Below are 17,704 nucleotides of genomic sequence, written 5' to 3'. Positions count from 1 at the left end.
TCATGAGTCAAATTGACAATGCTGCTGTTTCAGCACATCTCTCCCATGTGCGTATTGTCATGGTCAATACCACTTTACCTGCCAACATCGGCAGTGCTTTACGCGCCATGAAAACCATGGGCCTGTCCAAGCTGGTTCTGGTGGCGCCAAAAACCTATCCGCATCCGGATATTGATGCACTGGCCGCAGGCGCAACTGACCTGATCGAGCAGATCGAGATTGTAGAAACGCTCGAAGATGCCATTAAAGACTGTCAGATTGTATTCGGTACCAGCGCACGTAGCCGTACCATTCCCTGGCCGCTGTTAGATGTGCGCCCTGCTGCGACAAAAGCCATGAGCGCCGTGGTACAAGAGCAGCAAGAAGTTGCAATTCTATTTGGCCGTGAAGACCGCGGTCTGACCAATGAAGAACTGGCAATGGCCAACTATCACCTGACCATTCCAGTCAATACCGATTACGGCGTACTGAATGTGGCTCAAGCCATTCAGGTGATCTGCTATGAAATGCGCATGGCAGCCATGAGCCAGATTGAACAACCACGTGATGCTAAAGCAACCATGCAAGTCATTGATGGCATTGAAATGGAATGGGATGAGCCTTTGGTGAATCATGCGCAGATGGAACAGTTCTATCCGCATTTGGAAAAAATGCTGGCCGAAATTGAATTTATGGACCCAAAAAATCCAAGATTATTGCCTTTACGCTTGCGTCGTCTCTTCGGACGTATACAATTAGATCGTATGGAATATCACTTACTTCGTGGTATTTTCAGCCGTGTTCAGGCATTGAATAACGGTACCTGGAAAAAATCTTCACACACATCATCACAGGACGAGGATCAAATCTAATGCTAAAACAGCTCAAAGAAGATATACAAGCTGTCTTTGCGCGCGATCCTGCAGCACGCAATACCTTAGAAGTCTTAACCACTTACCCTGGCATCCATGCGCTGATCATGCATCGCATGGCACATGAGCTATGGAACAAAGACTGTAAGGGAACTGCACGTGCATTGTCTTCATTTAGCCGTTTTGCGACTGGTATTGAAATACATCCGGGCGCCAAGATAGGCCATCGTTTCTTTATTGATCACGGTATGGGTGTCGTAATTGGGGAAACTGCAGAAATTGGCGATGATGTTACCCTCTATCATGGGGTGACTTTGGGTGGAACGACCTGGAATAAAGGCAAACGCCATCCAACTTTAGAAGATGGCGTGGTGGTTGGCGCTGGTGCCAAGATTTTAGGGCCATTTACTGTCGGTAAAAATGCCAAGGTCGGTTCTAATGCGGTCGTGACTAAAGCAGTTCCTGAAAACACGACGGCTGTGGGTAACCCTGCACGCTTTATTACCAAAAATAAACCGAAGGATGATGCAGAAACCCGTCGTCGTGATTATGCAGAAAGTATCGGCTTCCAGCCCTATGCTGCAACTGAAGACCAGTCTGATCCAATTCTGGAGGGTATGCGCATTCTGCTGGACCGTATTCAGCAAAATGAAAAACGCATGAACAACTTGTGCAACCGTCTTTCTTTGCTGGATCCGACCTTTAATAAACAGCAACAAGATGGTCAGCCTTTAAGCAAAAAAGAATTACAGATTCTGGAAGAAGCGCGCCGTGAATGTGAAGCTCAAACCAGTCAGTCTAAAGCCTGAATAGAGCGTTCAATTCTGTAACATGCATTTACTTGCATGATCGTTAGAGTTTTCATAGACTGACGGTCATGTGATTTTTGTACTAGCTGTTTTAAAAAATAACACGAATGGATGAATATTATGACCTTTAAGCCCTTGGCACTTGCTTGTTTAGCATTCACAATGACTGCATGTTCGACCGTCTCTCAGAAGTCTGCTGAGAAACCTGTGGATCAAGTGGTTTTTGTAGAACCTGAATTAAGTCCGCCATTTTATGCATTAAATCCATTCAATTATAATGAACCACCTCCGTTTGAGGTGCATTTGCAAAAAGCTGCGGCTCAACCCGTGACCAAAATGGTCGTGACTCATCCAAATGATCCATCCAAGCAATTGACCCTGGATGTCAATAAACTGATTATTCCCATTGTAGACAGCAATACACGTTCAATGCGTTATGCGGCTCTGGCAAATACCAATGAAATCGACATCACCGAGATTGATGATTTCCTGCAAATGGTGGAAGGTAAAGCACGTCATTATCCACCACGTTTTAGCGATCGTCAGGAACGTCGTGGCTTTGAAGCCAAACTGCGTGAAGTCACTCAACAGCTGGATACTTTAGCTGCACGTGAAAATGCCTCTTTCGATGTTCTGGTACGTGCATTTAAAGCCAGTGTCATGGCACGTAATCTGGATCTGGGTTCAGTCTATACCACCAAATCCCTGACCTATGCACAACGGATTCTTAAGATCAACCAAGATGATCCTGAAGTGAACTTCTGGTTCGGCTTTGGCCTGTCCGAAGGTGGCGGTCAACGTGAAGCGATCCCTTATCTGGACAAAGCCATGAAAGCTGGCGTTCAGGAAGCCTATCTTGCTGCAGCCAATAATTATATTGCGCTGGAACAGAAAAAAAATGCGGCTCAAACCTTGGCAAACTATAAAGTGAAATACCCGCAAGAAGCTGAAGTGGCAGACCGTCTGATTCAGGAAATTGAGAAACAAGGTCGCTGGAATGTTTGGCAAGTTCTGCAAACCGCAAATCAAGCTCCAGCTGCTGCAACGCCTAAAACGCCATAATCAAAATTTATCTTCTTTCTCTGATTACAAATAGACTGCTACGGCGGTCTATTTTTATGAGAAAAAATTAGTAAAATACAAACCATTATCCAAACTTACAACTTAAATTCAGTGAAAGGTTTTATGCACGAAAAAATAAATAAAAGATTAATACTGTGCACTTTAGTCATCACCAGCGTGCTGAGCGGCTGTCAGGTGGTCAGTGTTAAGGAACAGGCACTTAATGTCACACTCAGCAATGAGCGTGACAGTATTTTGACGCGCGACAAACTGAGCGAAGCCAGTCTGAATGTGTTGTCCATGACGGGGCGTGAAGCCCAGATCTGTATTGACCAGCCCGAAGAATGTGTAAAGGATCTTAAAAAGATTCCCCAGATTTTAGATGAACAATTACTTTCTACAGCAAGTGAGTTGTATCTCGCCAATTCTTTACAGAATGCCAAGTCAGCCGAGTGCAACACCAGTGTTTTGAGCAAGACCCAATCTCAGGAAAAGCAACAGCTGCAAAAACAGAATATCCAGAAATGTCTGGATCAGCAGCTCAGCATGCTGGATAAAAGCATTCGTTATAGTTATGCCTACCTGTTTAAAACCGAGCGTGCCCCGCAAGACCGTATTTTCGACAACCGTCAGGTTCAGATTCGTGATTTTTACAACCTGGCGATTGCTCATCTGATTCAACGCTATGCTGAACGTTATGAAACCAAGCGTTCCGGCCAACGGATTCAGGTGGGTAACAGTGTATATAGTATTGATCTGGAAAATTTTCCGCAGCTGAAAAACCAGCCCATTGAGCAACTATTATCCACCTACAACATGAACTTCTCTGGGCTTCGTTCAATTACCCGTCGTGACGGTTTTGGTTCAGAGTTTTTAGTGGTTCTACCGGAGCAGCAACCATCCGAAAAAGATAAAAAATATGTTACTGACCCACTCAATCACAAATATCCGAATGGTATCAATCCCAATATCCACGCAGCACGATATCTGGCCACCACGATCACCGCTGTACCTAAATCAGCCAATAGTACTGAACAGATTTTATCGACCTCCGAATTTCATCTGAAACTCTATGATCCCTATAAATATGAAAAAATTAAGGTCGCTTCTAAGGAATATGCTCTGGCAGCCAATTTTTCAGCACCTTATGGTTTATGGCTGGCCGAGAACAATCTGGGGCGTCTGGCCTATCTGACCCTGATTGATCGGGATGATAGTCTGAGCATGCCCCACCTGTATATGCTGGAACCTTATAATCCGAACAAGAAGATCCTGGTATTGGTCCATGGTCTGGCCAGCAGCCCCGAAGCCTGGATTCGTATGACCAACGATATTATGGGTGATCCGGTTCTAAGAGAAAACTTTCAGGTCTGGCAGGTGTTTTATTCTACCAACATGCCGATTCTGGAAAGCCGTTTTCAAATCAATGCACTGGTTCAGCAAGGATTTGCCCAGGTCGCGAACAATGCCGCAGCTAAAAAAGATGCAGTACTGGTCGGACATAGTATGGGCGGCGTGATTGCCCGTTTGATGGTCAGCAATGCCGATATCAGCCAAGATGCTTTTAAACTGGTACAAAATACCCGTATTGAACAGTTTAAGGATAAACCGCTGTTTCAAGCACGCCTGCAAATGCAGCCGATTCCAAATTTTAGTCGGGCGATTTTCTTGGCCACACCGCATCGTGGCACAGAATATGCCAATCGCTGGCATACCAAACTGGCGCGTAAAATTATTCGGGTTCCAGGTGCATTTTTAGGTGCCTTTGCTGATACTTTACAAGGCGAAATCGGATTAAAAGAATTTGTCAAAGAACTGGGACATGACCTGATTCAAAATGGCCCGAGTGATTTGAGTGAAAATTCGAAATTCAATGTGCTGACTAAAAACATTCAGCCCTATACCGGCTTCAAATTTCACTCCATCATCGGTAATACCGTAGATACTACAGAACCTCAACTGATGAGTGATGGGATTGTTTCCTACGAAAGTGCTTATTTGCAAGGTGCGGTATCCAGTAAAGTGATCAAGGGTGGCCATTCCATTCAGGAAACCCCTGAGGCTGTACTGGAATTGCGCCGGATTCTCAGATTACACCTGTCTGACCTTGGTCTTTATGATCCCGAATAAACAATTCCCTTAATTTAAATCAACCACTGCATGTTCACATCCAGTGGTTTGTTTTTTAAAATTGGAAATCATGCTGAATAAAAACTCAGACCGACAGATCTGTCGCATGACTTAAACATTCATCTGGAATTTCATTTCTTTCTAAAAATTAAATTTGATAGACTTGTTTCAATCTTGATTTAAAGCACCCTAAGATAAGCGACCTCATTCACTATGCTCCTGAGCAGATCCTCGATAAAATATTTTTATAGATCTGTTTAGATGTGCTTTAATTTTTTGTGCATACGCTGCTTATCAGTATTTGCATTTCTCTCTTGTTGAAAGGATTTATTTTTAATGACCAGTTCGGAAATTATGGCTGATCTTTCTACCTTAACGCCCATGATGCAGCAATACATGTCGGTGAAAGTGCAGCATCCACACTCATTGATGTTTTATCGTATGGGTGATTTTTATGAACTGTTCTTTGAAGATGCACACAAGGCAGCCAAAATTTTAGGCATTACCCTGACCCATCGCGGTAAAGCCAATGGTCAGCCGATCCCGATGGCAGGTGTGCCTTACCATGCAGCCGAAGGCTATCTGGCCCGTCTGGTCAAAAAAGGCGAAACGGTGGTGATCTGTGAGCAGATTGGTGAGGGCGAGAGCACTCGCGGTAAGGCTCCCATGGAGCGCGGCGTGGTAAGGATTATCACCCCGGGCACCCTGACCGATGATGCCATGCTCGGTGCACATCAAAGCTCTAATCTGGTGGCTTTATGTATTCAGCAAAATCAGATCGGGATTGCACTGCTCGATCTCAGTGCCGGCTTATTTAAAGTACAGCAGCAGGATTATGATCTTAACCAGCTCATGATTGAACTGGCGCGCTTAATGCCAAGCGAAATTTTGCTGGATGAAAATACCGCTGATCCGATGCTGACCGAGCAACTCAAGCAGCAACTTGATATTTCCGTGACGAAGCGTCCCAATGTGGACTTTAGCCTGAACAATGCACAAAAAACCTTGTGCGACCAGTTTGCCGTCAGCACACTTTCCGGTTTCGGGATTGATCATTTGCCGTTGGCAAAAGCTGCCGCTGCGGCACTAATTCACTATGCCAAAGAAACCCAGAAAACCGCTTTACCACATATTCGTTCGATTCAGCTAGAACAGAGTTCCGACTTTATTGCCCTAGATCCAGTGACACGTCGCAATCTGGAACTGATTGAGCCTTTATTTGAGCATGGTACTTCACTGTTTCAGTTAATTAATGATTGCCAGACGGCTATGGGTGGACGCTTGCTGAGTCGCACCCTGATGCAGCCTTTGCGTGACACTGCCTTGCTGGATGAACGTTTAGATGCCATCCAGGCCCTGCTACAAGGTTTCCATGAAGCACCTGTACGTTTGGTACTTAAGGAAATTAGCGATATTGAACGTGTCCTGAGCCGAATTGCTTTGGGCAGTGCCCGACCGCGGGATCTGGTACAACTACGTCAGGCCTGTGCGCAAATTCCATTTTTACGCCATGCCCTACAGCCGATTGTCAGTCAACAACAGTCTGAGCTATTAATCCAGCTAAATGAAGAACTCGGAGATTTCCATGGCCTGCATCAACGCTTGATGTCTGCCATCGTAGAAAATCCGCCGGTATTGCTGCGTGATGGGAATGTGATTGCCGAAGGCTTTGATAGTGAACTGGATGAATTACGTCAGATTCGTGATCACGCCAGCCAGTTCCTGATTGATCTGGAAATTAAAGAACGTGAAGCCAGCGGAATTCCGGGACTGAAAATTGGTTATAACCGAGTGAGTGGTTATTATATTGAACTCTCACGTGCTCAGGCCGAACAGGCACCCGAGCACTATATCCGCCGTCAGACTCTGAAAAATGCCGAACGCTATATCACACCTGAACTGAAAGCCTTTGAAGATAAGGTTTTATCCAGTGAATCCCGTGCTCTGGCGCGTGAAAAAATGCTGTTTGAAATGTTGCTGGATGAATTACGTCAGGATATCGGCAATTTACAGATGATGAGCAGTGCCATTGCCCAGATTGATCTGGTGGCAAACTTTGCCCATCAGGCACGTTTACGCAACTGGTCACGTCCAAAATTCAGCCCTGAAGTCGGTGTAAGTATCACTGCTGGCCGTCATCCGGTGGTGGAAGCTTTAAGCAAAACTGCTTTTACACCGAACGATACGCGACTGGACTTTTCCCATCGCATGGCGATTATTACCGGACCCAATATGGGCGGTAAATCGACCTTTATGCGCCAGACCGCATTGATCGTCTTGCTGGCGTATTGCGGGGCTTATGTACCTGCACAAGCTGCGACTTTAGGGCCTATTGACCGGGTTTTCACCCGTATTGGTTCTGCCGATGATTTATCAACTGGCAAATCGACCTTTATGGTGGAAATGACCGAGACTTCGCAAATTCTGCATCATGCCACCAGTCAGTCGCTGGTACTAATGGATGAAGTCGGTCGTGGCACCAGTACCTATGATGGCCTGTCTCTGGCCTGGGCCTGTGTGCTGGATCTGAGCAAACGCATTCAATGCCTGTGTCTATTCGCAACCCATTATTTTGAGCTGACCGAACTCGATAAAGAAAGCGGCATTGATAACTACCATGTCACGGCTAAAGAACTGAATGGCAATCTGATTTTGTTACATAAGGTACAACATGGCCCTGCCAGCCAGAGTCATGGCTTACAGGTGGCGAAACTTGCCGGTATTCCGGCATCAGTCATTAAAGAAGCACAAAACCGCTTAAAGATTCTGGAAAAGCAACAACTGGTCAAACCAAAGAGTCTACAACATGATCTATTTGCACTGCCGGAAATTGTAGAGCCAGTGGAACGTATTGTCGAAATTGAGAAAGAATCTCCAGCTCTCGAATTACTTGAGGACATCGATGTAGACAACCTGAGTCCACGCGAAGCCTTAGCACAATTATATGCACTAAAAGATTTACTCAAACAGCCGGGGTAATTCTCTGAGCCATAGACCTCATCCCGTATGGGGTCTAGCACTGATTTATACTTGAATTTAGCCCTATTCCGGCTTTTTTCAAATTTAACAGCCCTATATATAACAAATATCAATAAAAGGAATTGTTAGTTCCCCCTGTTTTTGCCTAAAATACAGTATTCGTAAATAGAACCATATTTTTTAGGTAGCTGTCGCCATGACCTTCGTTGTCACTGAAAATTGTATTAAATGTAAATATCAAGACTGTGTTGAAGTTTGCCCTGTAGACTGTTTCTATGAAGGTCCTAACTTCCTGGTGATTAACCCGGACGAGTGCATCGATTGTGCCTTATGCGAACCTGAATGTCCGGCGAATGCAATTTTCTCTGAAGATGAATTACCAGAAGGCCAAGAAGTATTTATTGAATTGAATGCTGACCTGTCGCAAAAATGGCCAAATATCACACAAATTGGTGACCAGCCAGCAGATCGTGAAGAATGGAATGGTAAAGCTGACAAATTACAATATCTTGAAAAGTAATTAATTTCAGTTAAAAAAGATCAGCACATGCTGATCTTTTTTATACTCAATCCACACATTTTATTGCAATATTCTCCAAATTTCTCCGTATATTTAGTCTAAAATGGCGCTATTTATAAATATCTGATTTCTATAAATGAAGAATTTTGCAAAGGGATTATTGAGTCTGTGTGTAATCCCTCTCGTTTTTGTGGGTTGTACCACGACCACAAAACCACCGGGACAGACCGTGCCCGATGGAAAGCGGATTTATATTCCCCAAGAACGTGTTCAATACGACCGCAAAGTCCAACCCAAAACTGTACCTTATCTGTATACCCACTGGGTCTCTGCGCTGGATAATTTATCACGTGTACGTGAGTACGAAGTGTTTCTGGAACGCAATGGCGTAGGTAATATTATTCCCAGTTTTGAATTAATGCGCACCGCGCGAGACTGGGCCAAATGTGGTCGTTCACAGTACATGATTCCAAGCCGTGAATTATGGGCCAATCAGGTTCCAACCTTGCGTGTATTTAAATATTTAGTAGCCGCCAATGTCCTGACTGATTTTGAAGTCACTTCCGTCTATCGTGACCTGCCTTTAAACCAGTGTGCCGGTGGCGCCAATTCTTCACGCCATCTGTATAATTCTGCCATCGATTTTCGTATTGGCCCAGAATATCCACAAGCGCAAGACTATAGTTATATTGAAAATACCAAGTTCAAACTGTGCCAGTTCTGGGCGCAACATGGTCAAAGTCTGAATATGGGACTCGGCATGTATGCTTCTGGTCAGATCCACATCGATACCCAAGGTTACCGTACCTGGGGGCCAAGTCTGGGGCGAAACTCCTCAATGTGTAATTACTAAGTCATGACAACGGCTATACAAAGTTCATTTAGGACTTTATGTAGCCTAAAAAAACAGCAGCTATAGCACAATAAATTGCGCTATGCCGCGAAAAGTTTAAAATGCACCCATCGCAATTGATGGTGCTAAAACTATGCAACACATGTGGACAGACATTGACAACTACATTGAGTCACATTTAATTCCTGAAGATCCCATCCTGAACCAGACGCTGGAAAATACTGCTGCGCATGGTCTGCCAGATCATCTGGCTGTAGCAGCAAATCAAGGCATGTTGTTGCAGATGCTGATCCAGATGAATCAATGTAAACGTGTACTGGAACTCGGAACATTTGCCGCATACAGCACCATGTGGTTGGCACGTGCTTTGCCCGATGATGGCTATATCCTCACAATTGAAGGACGTGATACCCACGCGGCAATGGGTCAGGAAAATATTGACCGTGCCCAGCTCAAGCAAACTGTTGAACTGAAATGTGGTCGTGCAGCAGATGTACTCAAAGCTCTACCCGCAGAGACCGAGGCTTTTGATTTTATCTTCATTGATGCAGACAAACAGAGTTATCCGGAATATCTGGAACTCAGTTTAAATCTGTCGCATTCAGGTACACTTATTTTTCTGGACAATGTAATCCGTGCAGGCGAGATTATCAATCCGGACAATCACAAGCCAAGTATTGAAGGCATCCGTGCCATGTTTAAAGCGCTGCAAAATCATCCACGTATCTTGTCTTGTACCGCTTTACAGACTGTAGGCAGTAAAGGACATGATGGTTTTGCACTTGCGATTGTCAAATAAAATCAGAAGAACAAAAATTACCCAGCGCCATATTTATTATATATAACATTAACTTAAAAACATTAACCACAGAGTTATCCACAATATATGAGGATAACTCTGATCATTTTTAAATCAAGCTGTAACAATTTACGTTTAAATTTTAATTTTGTTTGCTTTTTAGGCAATCCTCACTTTGCGACCAGTAAAGGCACCTTGGAATTACGGAAAATTGTGGTGGCAATACTACCGAGGAAAAACTGATGGATTTTGCTGTGACTAAATGCGCCCAGAACAATCAGTTGAATACCCATCTCCTGTTGATAGGTCAAAATATTCTCGGCGACATCGCCATAGCGATATTGCGGCACTACATCTAGACCCGCTTGAGTCAGATATTGCAGCGGCTCAGTTAAAATTTCGGCATGATCGCCAATATATAACAGGTGACATTGTAATAAACGCAGCAGATCACTTTCCGCAATCCGTCTCATCATTTTGATACAGGTCGGAGAATATTCATAGGCAAAAATAAATCGTGTTGGCGGTTTAAACTGCTCCCCAACGGTCATCACGGTACAATTGGCGCCACGAATAAAGTTTTCGACATTGGTGCCGATCGGTTTGTTTTTTTCCGCTGAGCGTTCACCGAGCAATCCGATGACGGCGATATCATCAGGCTGCAGAATCTGGAAACTTTGCTCCAGAAAATCCCCTTTTTCCTGAATATGTGTGGTTTGAATACCATGTTCGGCTAAAATCCGCTCGGAAATATGTTGCAGCAGATTATTGCTATAATCCAAGGCAATTTCGCTTTGTTTTTGTTCAAGCTCGGCCAATTCCTTCAGCAACATGGCATTGCTTTCAAACCCGATTACCCCACTGATCTCGCCCAGATGATAACTGGCCGGGTAATAATCCAAGACCTGTAACAAAACCAGTTCACGTCCAGTCTGTTTGGCAATCCATGCAGCCGCGTCTGCCAGCGCGTTTATACATGGTGAAGAGTCGATGCAGGCGATGACACGTTTCATGTTTAGCCTCTCTATTTATGATAAAAATTTCTTTGTTATTTTTAACTTAGCATAAGCTTTATAAAATGTGCAGCAAAATCTGTAAGGCTTGAATTGAAATATGTTAACTTTTATGTGATTGACCGATAATTAGAAGAATAATTCAGCCATTAGGCCAAACACTTAAATTCAGATCATTAAAATACTTTTAAAATCATTTTCTAATTCATATCAGCGAAATTCCCTCTTGCTGTTAGGAAGTCAGCAATACTGTTGCACAAGAAAGAGGTCTTTATAAAATCCGCTCATGCCCTTGCGACGCACTGCTTCTCATCCGAAAGAGAGAAAGGGCTTTTAATATCTCGTGGATTTAAATATCAATAGAACCATCATTTTTTGATTGATGAAAGAGATCTACTGAGTGTAAAGCTTTATTTGCGGTATCGAATAAAGCTTGCAGGATTCCCAGCAACGATAGCCCGTGCTTCGACATCTTTGGTGACCATACTGTCCATTCCGACAATGGCCTGATCTGCGATTTTAACGCCATCTTTAATACCGACATGTGCACCGAGCCAGACATCCCGGCCAATTTCGATGCCTTGTGAGCGTACCGCTTGCTGATAAATTGGCTGTTCTAGCTGCATACCGTGATCAAATGCATACAGATGACAATACGCTGCGATACGCACCTGATCATGCAGTTTAATCCCCAGCCGGCCACCATCCAGAATACAGTGATGATTGATCGCCACTTCATTGCCAATGTCCAGTGGGCCATGCAGGGTGCAATCTGCGGCGATAAAGGTATTATCGCCAATGACGATCTTGCGTCCCGGTTCCGCAAAAATATGTGCCAGTGGTGAAATAAAACAGTTTTCACCAATCTCGACGGTTTCCATTTCCATCAGATAAGCCTGATATTCTTTTTGCCAAGCTTCTGCCCAGCCACGGTTTTTCGGCTTTAAGGACCAGTATAGCCAAGGCATATAGTTCAGGCGATGTTTATGCTGCTCACGATATTTCAGTAATGGATCTGCTTCAGTCATCTGTTGCTTCTTCTATGATTTTGAGCTGTTCACGGCCACGAGTCACATCCTGAATTTTTAAAGCAAAAGCTTCAATCTGATGCTTCTGCAACTGCGCCTGAACCTGAACGCCTTCGGCACTATAGTCTTCCTGATAATCGATTTGCTGCTGATTCAGTTCATACTGAAAAATGGCCCATTCATTAAACTGACAGAAAAATTGCACTTTTTTCTTTTCAATCAGTTCAATTTTGTCTGCCAGCAGCAAGCATTGTCCAGCGCAGCCGCCATAGGCACGAACCAAACCTCCGGTGCCGAGTTTAATCCCGCCATACCAGCGATTGACCAGCACCAGTACATTAGTCAATTCATTACCTTCAATGGTGGCGAGAATCGGGCGCCCCGCAGTGCCTGAAGGTTCACCATCATCATTAAAGCGCACCTGATGGCCAATTTTCCAGGCCCAGCATTGATGCGTGGTACTTGGATCACGATAAACGTCCAGAAAATCTTTGACCTGCTGTTCATTTTCTACAGGGGTCGCAAATGCCTGAAATCGGCTTTTTTTGATGTCTTCCTCAAAACTGACCAGGCTGGCAAGCGTATATGGCATAACTTCAGGCTTTAAAATCGAACCCTGGCAGTATACCTGCTTTACCTCAACAAATAAAAAGCCTCTCCATGGAGAGGCCCGATTTGACTCGATTGTTTGACTCAATGGCCTGAAAAGATTAGCGTTCCCGCAAGGCTTCTTTGGCCTTGTTGAATGGCTTGATCAGATAATCCATGACAGTTTTTGAACCGGTGCGAATGTCTACCGTGGCCACCATACCTGGGGTGATATTAAACTCCTGACCCGCATTATTATTCAGTTTGTCACTCTCCGTGCGAATATAGACCCGGTAATAGAACTGATCCTGCTTGACTTCATCACGGATGGTGTCTGGTGAAATCATCGCAACTTTACCATTCAACCCACCATAGATTGAATAATCATATGCTGTAATTTTAACCAGTGCCTCCTGATCTGGACGAATAAAGGCAATATCACGTGGTGAAATCCGCGCTTCAACCAGTAGTTTTTCGTCGAGTGGCACGATGGTCATCAACTTGCCATTTTGTGGAATCACGCCGCCCAAGGTCATCACATCAATTTCTTTTACGATACCGCGTACCGGTGATTTAAAAATAGTCCGGCTCAAGGTATCTGACTTGCCGCGTACCACCTGCTGCTGAGTTTCCACATCGGTATTGGCTTTGGACAGCTCTTCCCGCGCACTCACATAATATTGATTACGAATATCATTCATTTGATTACGCAGGTCGTTGGCTTCACGTTTTAAGCGCAGCACTTCAACCTCACTGGCTGCCCCTTTAGCCACCAGTGGTGCTGTCATTTCCAGCTCTTGCTGTACCAGTACCAAGGCCTGTTCTAGACCGGCCACGGATTCCTCCAGATTGGCACGACGTGACTGATACAGTGCCGTTTCTTCTTTCACCAGTTTTGGGTATTTCAAGACTTCTTCGGGAAATACCAATGGCGTACCGCTCACTTCCGCGCGTAAGCGAGCTGAGGTCGCACGTGATGAAATCAGTAAGGATTCAGATTCACCGACATTGGATTCAAAACGGGTCGGGTCAAGCTGAGCCAACACTTGGCCGCGCTCTACAATTTCACCTTCTCTAACATTGAGTGTGGTCAAAATACCGCCTTCTAAAGACTGAACCACCTGCTCTTTAGAAGATGGAATCACTTTACCCGTACCGGTAGAGACTTCTTCCAGGCTAAATAACCAGGCCCAGATCAGCAATACCAATAAACCAATGCCGACAATCCAGATAATGACACTCGATTTAGGTAAAGGTGGTTCCTGAAAGCTGACTTTGCTTGAACGTTTTAGTTCTTTGAGTTCACTCATGCACTTGCTCCAACAACCCGCTTATTACCACCCTGTGACTGATTCAGGATCTGATCTCGTGGACCATCCATGACAATTTTCCCATCATTCACCACAATAATACGATCCACCAGCTCCAGTACCGCACGGCGATGCGTCGCAACCACCATGGTACGATGGCTCAAATAACTTTTAAGATGATCAATCAACTGCTTTTCTGACACATCATCAATCGCAGCAGTAGGCTCATCTAGCAGTAGAATTTTCGGTTGACGGATCAATAACCGTGTTAACAACAGCGCCTGACGCTGACCGCCAGAAAAACCAACACCACCTTCCAGAATGATATGATCCAGACCTTCTTTTTTCTCCTGCACAAAAGCGAATGCACCCGTGATTTGCAGCGCTTCCAGAATTTGCTGATCGGTGGCCAAGGGCGCACCCAAGCTGAGATTTTCACGAATCGAACCATAAAATAGCTGCGAATTCTGGTTCAGCAAGCCCATATCACGACGTACATCTGAAGGATCGATCAGGGTCAGGTCAATACCATCCAGCTTGACCTTGCCCTGTAATGGCGTCTGCATCCCGGACAAGAGCTGCAACAAGGTCGATTTACCGGCACCATTACGCCCCAGAATCGCAATTTTTTCACCGGGTTTGATTTCCAGTTTTGGAATCATCAGGCTTGGTTTTGGATCATCTTCGCCGTACTTGAATACCACACCACTGAGTTCATAATGACCATCCAGAGCTGGGCGATGAATCAGATGAGAATAATCCGGCTGATCGACCGATTTTTTCATCAACTCATCCAGACCGGCTTTGGCCACTTTGGCCTGTTGCAGACGACCCAACACGCCAGTAATTTGTGAAATGGGTGCCAGCATTCGTGAAGACAGAATCGAACAGGCCACCAATGCACCTGTGGTCATCTCGCCATCCATCACCGCAAAAGCACCGACCAATACCACAATGGCAAAGGTCAAGCCTTGGATTTTTTGCGTCCAGGCCGTCATCAAACCCACAATCTTACGTTGCTGCATGCTGACATCGGCTGAAACTTCATTCATATGGTTCCACTGATTCTGGAAGCGTGTTTCAGCTCTGAGCAGCTTGATGTCTTCAATCCCTTGCACGGCTTCTACCAGCAAAGCATTGCGGATGGCAGATTCACGCATGCCCAGCTGAGCCAGTTCTGCCAGTTTTTTCTGCGCCAGAATGCCAGGCAGGATCATCAGTGGCACCACCAGCAGCATCACCCAGAACAGGTTGCCGCCAATCACCCAGAAAATCCCTAAGAACAGGAAGAAAAATGGCAGGTCGGCAATCGCAGTCACTGTGGTTGAAGTGACCAGTTCGCGTACCCCTTCCAGTTCCCGAATCTGCGAGATAAAGGTACCAGTCGATTTGGAACGTTCACTATTTTTGATGCGCAAAGAATGGCCAAATACCCGATCCGAAATTTTCAGATCAGCACGTTTACCAATAATGTCTGATAGATAGATTCGGGAGACGCGTAAAACAAACTCGAAAATTGCCGCAATCAGCACACCGCCAGCCAAAACCCATAAGGTAGGAATCGATTGTGATGGAATCACGCGGTCATACACGTTCATCGAGAAAACAATCGTGGCCAGTGCCAGAATATTCGCGATTAAAGAGGCGAACATGACATCGATATAACGTTTCCAGTCATTCAAGACAATTGACCAGAACCAGTTTTTCTCGAACGGCTTGATATATTCATCCACCCGCGCATCCGGCACAGAAGATTCGGGACGCAGAACATACAGATGCTTTACGCCCGTCTCTAACTGTTCAACCGTGAAACTTTGAGACAAGCCTTCATCGCCACTGAGCTGTATACTGACGTTAGCTTGGGTGTCGATGCGTTCAATCACACCCACATCCCCACTCTCAAACTCCACCAGCAAAGGCAAACGCCACGGATTCAGCAAGCTGCTGTCAAATTTATTTTTACGGACATTTAAACCAATCTGCCGGCTGACAATTTTGAGCATCTCGTCGATGTCATGATGCTGGTTCCAGTCCAGTTGCAGACGAATCCGCTCCTCAGAAGGTTCAATCCGGTAATGTCTGGCAATATTCAAAACCGCTTTAAGCCACGGTTGATAATTTATTGTAGTACTCATGGCTGAACTTCAAACCCCTGAATAGAAATACGGTTAAGCGCGTAAATATCCCGTGTACGGCCGGTAACCTGAATATATTGCACAATCGCCGAATAGATGTCATAGCGCGCAGATTCAATTTCCTGTGCTGCACTATGAATCGCCTGTTCTGCGTTGAGCAAATCCACCACGGTTCGGGTACCCAATTTATATTGTTCTTGATACAGCTCTTTGGTTCGTACCGTGGTTGCACGACGTTGGGATAAAACTCCCATTTGTTTTTGCTTATTCTCAATCTGCTCACGAATCAAGCGAACCTGATCCAGTACATCCAGATAAACCGTATTGACCTGTGCACGTGCAGCTTCTTCGGCATAACTGGCAGAACGTGCCTGAGAGCGTGCTGCGCCACCCTGATAAAAATTACTGCTGGCTTCAATCATGATTGAATTATAAAAGCCGTCATCTTCATTATTATTCGGATTCCGCCCATTAACAGCCTGACTTAAACTGCCTTTCAGATGAATGCTTGGATAACGACTTAAACGTGCCTGATCTTTTTGAAAGCGTGCAACCTCTACACCCGATTGTGCCAGAATCATATTGGGAATCTGGGTAAATTCCGGATCCTGATACAGATCGGCCTGCGCCACAATACGTTCTGGAATCTCCCATTCCACCGCAGACACATCAAACCCCAGCAAAGTGCGTAAACGTTGCTGATATTGTCTGAGCTGGGTCTGCTGCACCAGCAGGTTCGATTGTGCCGCTTCCAGATTGGACTGAGCCTGAATTGGATCGGCCTGACTGCTGATACCGGCACGGGCACGCAAATTGGCAATTTCTGCAATCCGTCCAATGCCCTGAATCTGTTGCTGGGCAATTTTGGTAATTTCCTGATAACGCTTGATATTGACAATCGCATCTGCCACTTCAAAAGCCACCTGATCCAGACTGACCAGCACCCTTGCCTGCTCTTCTGCCAATCTGGCTTCCTCGATACTGACATTGGTTTTGATCTTGCCAAAGTCATACAGCATCTGTGTCGCATTTAAGGAAATCACTTGACGTCCACGCTCACCCGAGGTCAGATCACCGGTCCCCAATCCGCCCGATAACTGCGGATAATAGGCTGCTTTTGCCACATCAATATTGGCCGCCTGTGCAGACAGGGTGGAAATACTCTGGCTAATTTCAGGACGTCGCTGAACTGCGGTATGGATCGCTTCCACCACATTCATCTTTTGTGGAATAGGAGCCACGATAGGGCCGGTAGCAGACTGTCCCTGTTGTGGCCGGGTAATCTGTGGCAGTTCAGCTACCTGAGAAGTGTCTAATGAGTAGCGACTGAGTGACGTAATATCAACTGAATGCGCTGACCGTGTTGGCTCTGGTGCAATCAGTTTACTTAAACCGTTTTTAATATTTGCAAAATGGTTTTGCGAAGTTTCTGCATGTGCCAAGGAAATAGATAAAGGCAAAAGAAGACTCATGAAGATCCCCCTTTTTTTATCGGTTTTCCCCCTGAACATTTTTTATGTGCTGTACCCTAAATCGCATAATAATTAATGTTTCGTGTTTTAGCCTAACAATATATCAAATCGTTGTAAAAGATACTTTTTTAACGTTGATTTGATGAAAAAAACCC

The 17,704-nt window shown here is 45.1% G+C and carries 14 protein-coding genes; 8 read left to right on the top strand and 6 right to left on the bottom strand.

The window, feature by feature from the left end; all coding sequences use genetic code 11:
* Positions 1–2 precede the first annotated feature (2 nt).
* The 8 genes from FTU87_RS01500 to FTU87_RS01465 all read left to right on the top strand — a co-directional run bounded on the left by FTU87_RS01500 (position 3) and on the right by FTU87_RS01465 (position 10,003).
* Positions 3–851: an RNA methyltransferase gene (locus FTU87_RS01500; protein WP_005096685.1), complete on the top strand. Its 849-nt coding sequence runs from the start codon at positions 3–5 to the stop codon at positions 849–851.
* Positions 851–1,660: a serine O-acetyltransferase gene (cysE, locus tag FTU87_RS01495; protein WP_180096560.1), complete on the top strand. Its 810-nt coding sequence runs from the start codon at positions 851–853 to the stop codon at positions 1,658–1,660. The genes FTU87_RS01500 and cysE overlap by 1 nt, the downstream gene beginning before the upstream one ends.
* Positions 1,661–1,780: 120 nt before the next feature.
* The gene (locus tag FTU87_RS01490; protein WP_005171266.1) at positions 1,781–2,722 is read left to right on the top strand and encodes an ABUW_2363 family tetratricopeptide repeat lipoprotein; all 942 of its coding nucleotides are present in this window, start codon (positions 1,781–1,783) and stop codon (positions 2,720–2,722) included.
* 123 nt (positions 2,723–2,845) lie between these two features.
* Positions 2,846–4,852 (top strand): triacylglycerol lipase, encoded by a 2,007-nt coding sequence (locus FTU87_RS01485; protein ID WP_180096559.1) that lies wholly within the window; start codon positions 2,846–2,848, stop codon positions 4,850–4,852.
* A 336-nt stretch (positions 4,853–5,188) separates the two neighbouring features.
* A complete protein-coding gene (gene mutS, locus FTU87_RS01480; protein ID WP_180096558.1) occupies positions 5,189–7,831 on the top strand; it encodes a DNA mismatch repair protein MutS in 2,643 nt (880 codons plus the stop codon).
* Positions 7,832–8,027: 196 nt separating this feature from the next.
* Complete coding sequence (gene fdxA / locus FTU87_RS01475; RefSeq protein WP_004279936.1) at positions 8,028–8,351, top strand: ferredoxin FdxA; 324 nt, start codon at positions 8,028–8,030, stop codon at positions 8,349–8,351.
* Positions 8,352–8,487: 136 nt separating this feature from the next.
* Positions 8,488–9,204 carry a D-Ala-D-Ala carboxypeptidase family metallohydrolase gene (locus FTU87_RS01470; RefSeq protein WP_074382876.1) on the top strand — a complete coding sequence of 239 codons (717 nt, stop codon included), beginning with the start codon at positions 8,488–8,490 and terminating at the stop codon, positions 9,202–9,204.
* A 133-nt stretch (positions 9,205–9,337) separates the two neighbouring features.
* Entirely contained in the window at positions 9,338–10,003 is a 666-nt protein-coding gene (locus FTU87_RS01465) for an O-methyltransferase (RefSeq protein ID WP_005096677.1), read from the top strand.
* A gap of 170 nt (positions 10,004–10,173) precedes the next feature.
* Here the strand turns inward: FTU87_RS01465 and FTU87_RS01460 are convergent, their stop codons facing one another.
* The 6 genes from FTU87_RS01460 to FTU87_RS01435 all read right to left on the bottom strand — a co-directional run bounded on the left by FTU87_RS01460 (position 10,174) and on the right by FTU87_RS01435 (position 17,549).
* Positions 10,174–11,016, bottom strand: a complete 843-nt coding sequence (locus FTU87_RS01460) for a universal stress protein (RefSeq protein WP_159515871.1) — start codon at positions 11,014–11,016, stop codon at positions 10,174–10,176.
* A 410-nt stretch (positions 11,017–11,426) separates the two neighbouring features.
* Positions 11,427–12,044 carry an acyltransferase gene (locus FTU87_RS01455; RefSeq protein WP_100328714.1) on the bottom strand — a complete coding sequence of 206 codons (618 nt, stop codon included), beginning with the start codon at positions 12,042–12,044 and terminating at the stop codon, positions 11,427–11,429.
* Positions 12,037–12,636 carry a YigZ family protein gene (locus FTU87_RS01450; protein WP_100357109.1) on the bottom strand — a complete coding sequence of 200 codons (600 nt, stop codon included), beginning with the start codon at positions 12,634–12,636 and terminating at the stop codon, positions 12,037–12,039. Before FTU87_RS01450 ends, FTU87_RS01455 begins: the two co-directional genes overlap by 8 nt.
* Positions 12,637–12,754: 118 nt before the next feature.
* Complete coding sequence (locus tag FTU87_RS01445; protein ID WP_005096673.1) at positions 12,755–13,942, bottom strand: HlyD family efflux transporter periplasmic adaptor subunit; 1,188 nt, start codon at positions 13,940–13,942, stop codon at positions 12,755–12,757.
* Entirely contained in the window at positions 13,939–16,077 is a 2,139-nt protein-coding gene (locus FTU87_RS01440) for a type I secretion system permease/ATPase (RefSeq protein WP_005096672.1), read from the bottom strand. The genes FTU87_RS01445 and FTU87_RS01440 overlap by 4 nt, the downstream gene beginning before the upstream one ends.
* Positions 16,074–17,549 (bottom strand): TolC family protein, encoded by a 1,476-nt coding sequence (locus FTU87_RS01435; protein WP_253134782.1) that lies wholly within the window; start codon positions 17,547–17,549, stop codon positions 16,074–16,076. Before FTU87_RS01435 ends, FTU87_RS01440 begins: the two co-directional genes overlap by 4 nt.
* Positions 17,550–17,704: the final 155 nt, after the last annotated feature.

The sequence above is a fragment of the Acinetobacter sp. YH12156 genome (genome assembly GCF_013418235.1).
In the GTDB taxonomy this organism is placed as follows: domain Bacteria; phylum Pseudomonadota; class Gammaproteobacteria; order Pseudomonadales; family Moraxellaceae; genus Acinetobacter; species Acinetobacter pseudolwoffii.
This window is presented reverse-complemented; position numbering and strand designations above follow the sequence as displayed.

Bases quoted from the DNA above. Each gene is read 5' to 3' on its own strand.
- FTU87_RS01500 (WP_005096685.1), top strand. From the start codon at position 3: ATGAGTCAAATTGACAATGCTGCTGTTTCAGCACATCTCTCCCATGTG.
- cysE (WP_180096560.1), top strand. From the start codon at position 851: ATGCTAAAACAGCTCAAAGAAGATATACAAGCTGTCTTTGCGCGCGAT.
- FTU87_RS01490 (WP_005171266.1), top strand. From the start codon at position 1,781: ATGACCTTTAAGCCCTTGGCACTTGCTTGTTTAGCATTCACAATGACT.
- FTU87_RS01485 (WP_180096559.1), top strand. From the start codon at position 2,846: ATGCACGAAAAAATAAATAAAAGATTAATACTGTGCACTTTAGTCATC.
- mutS (WP_180096558.1), top strand. From the start codon at position 5,189: ATGACCAGTTCGGAAATTATGGCTGATCTTTCTACCTTAACGCCCATG.
- fdxA (WP_004279936.1), top strand. From the start codon at position 8,028: ATGACCTTCGTTGTCACTGAAAATTGTATTAAATGTAAATATCAAGAC.
- FTU87_RS01470 (WP_074382876.1), top strand. From the start codon at position 8,488: ATGAAGAATTTTGCAAAGGGATTATTGAGTCTGTGTGTAATCCCTCTC.
- FTU87_RS01465 (WP_005096677.1), top strand. From the start codon at position 9,338: ATGCAACACATGTGGACAGACATTGACAACTACATTGAGTCACATTTA.
- FTU87_RS01460 (WP_159515871.1), bottom strand. From the start codon at position 11,016: ATGAAACGTGTCATCGCCTGCATCGACTCTTCACCATGTATAAACGCG.
- FTU87_RS01455 (WP_100328714.1), bottom strand. From the start codon at position 12,044: ATGACTGAAGCAGATCCATTACTGAAATATCGTGAGCAGCATAAACAT.
- FTU87_RS01450 (WP_100357109.1), bottom strand. From the start codon at position 12,636: ATGCCATATACGCTTGCCAGCCTGGTCAGTTTTGAGGAAGACATCAAA.
- FTU87_RS01445 (WP_005096673.1), bottom strand. From the start codon at position 13,942: ATGAGTGAACTCAAAGAACTAAAACGTTCAAGCAAAGTCAGCTTTCAG.
- FTU87_RS01440 (WP_005096672.1), bottom strand. From the start codon at position 16,077: ATGAGTACTACAATAAATTATCAACCGTGGCTTAAAGCGGTTTTGAAT.
- FTU87_RS01435 (WP_253134782.1), bottom strand. From the start codon at position 17,549: ATGAGTCTTCTTTTGCCTTTATCTATTTCCTTGGCACATGCAGAAACT.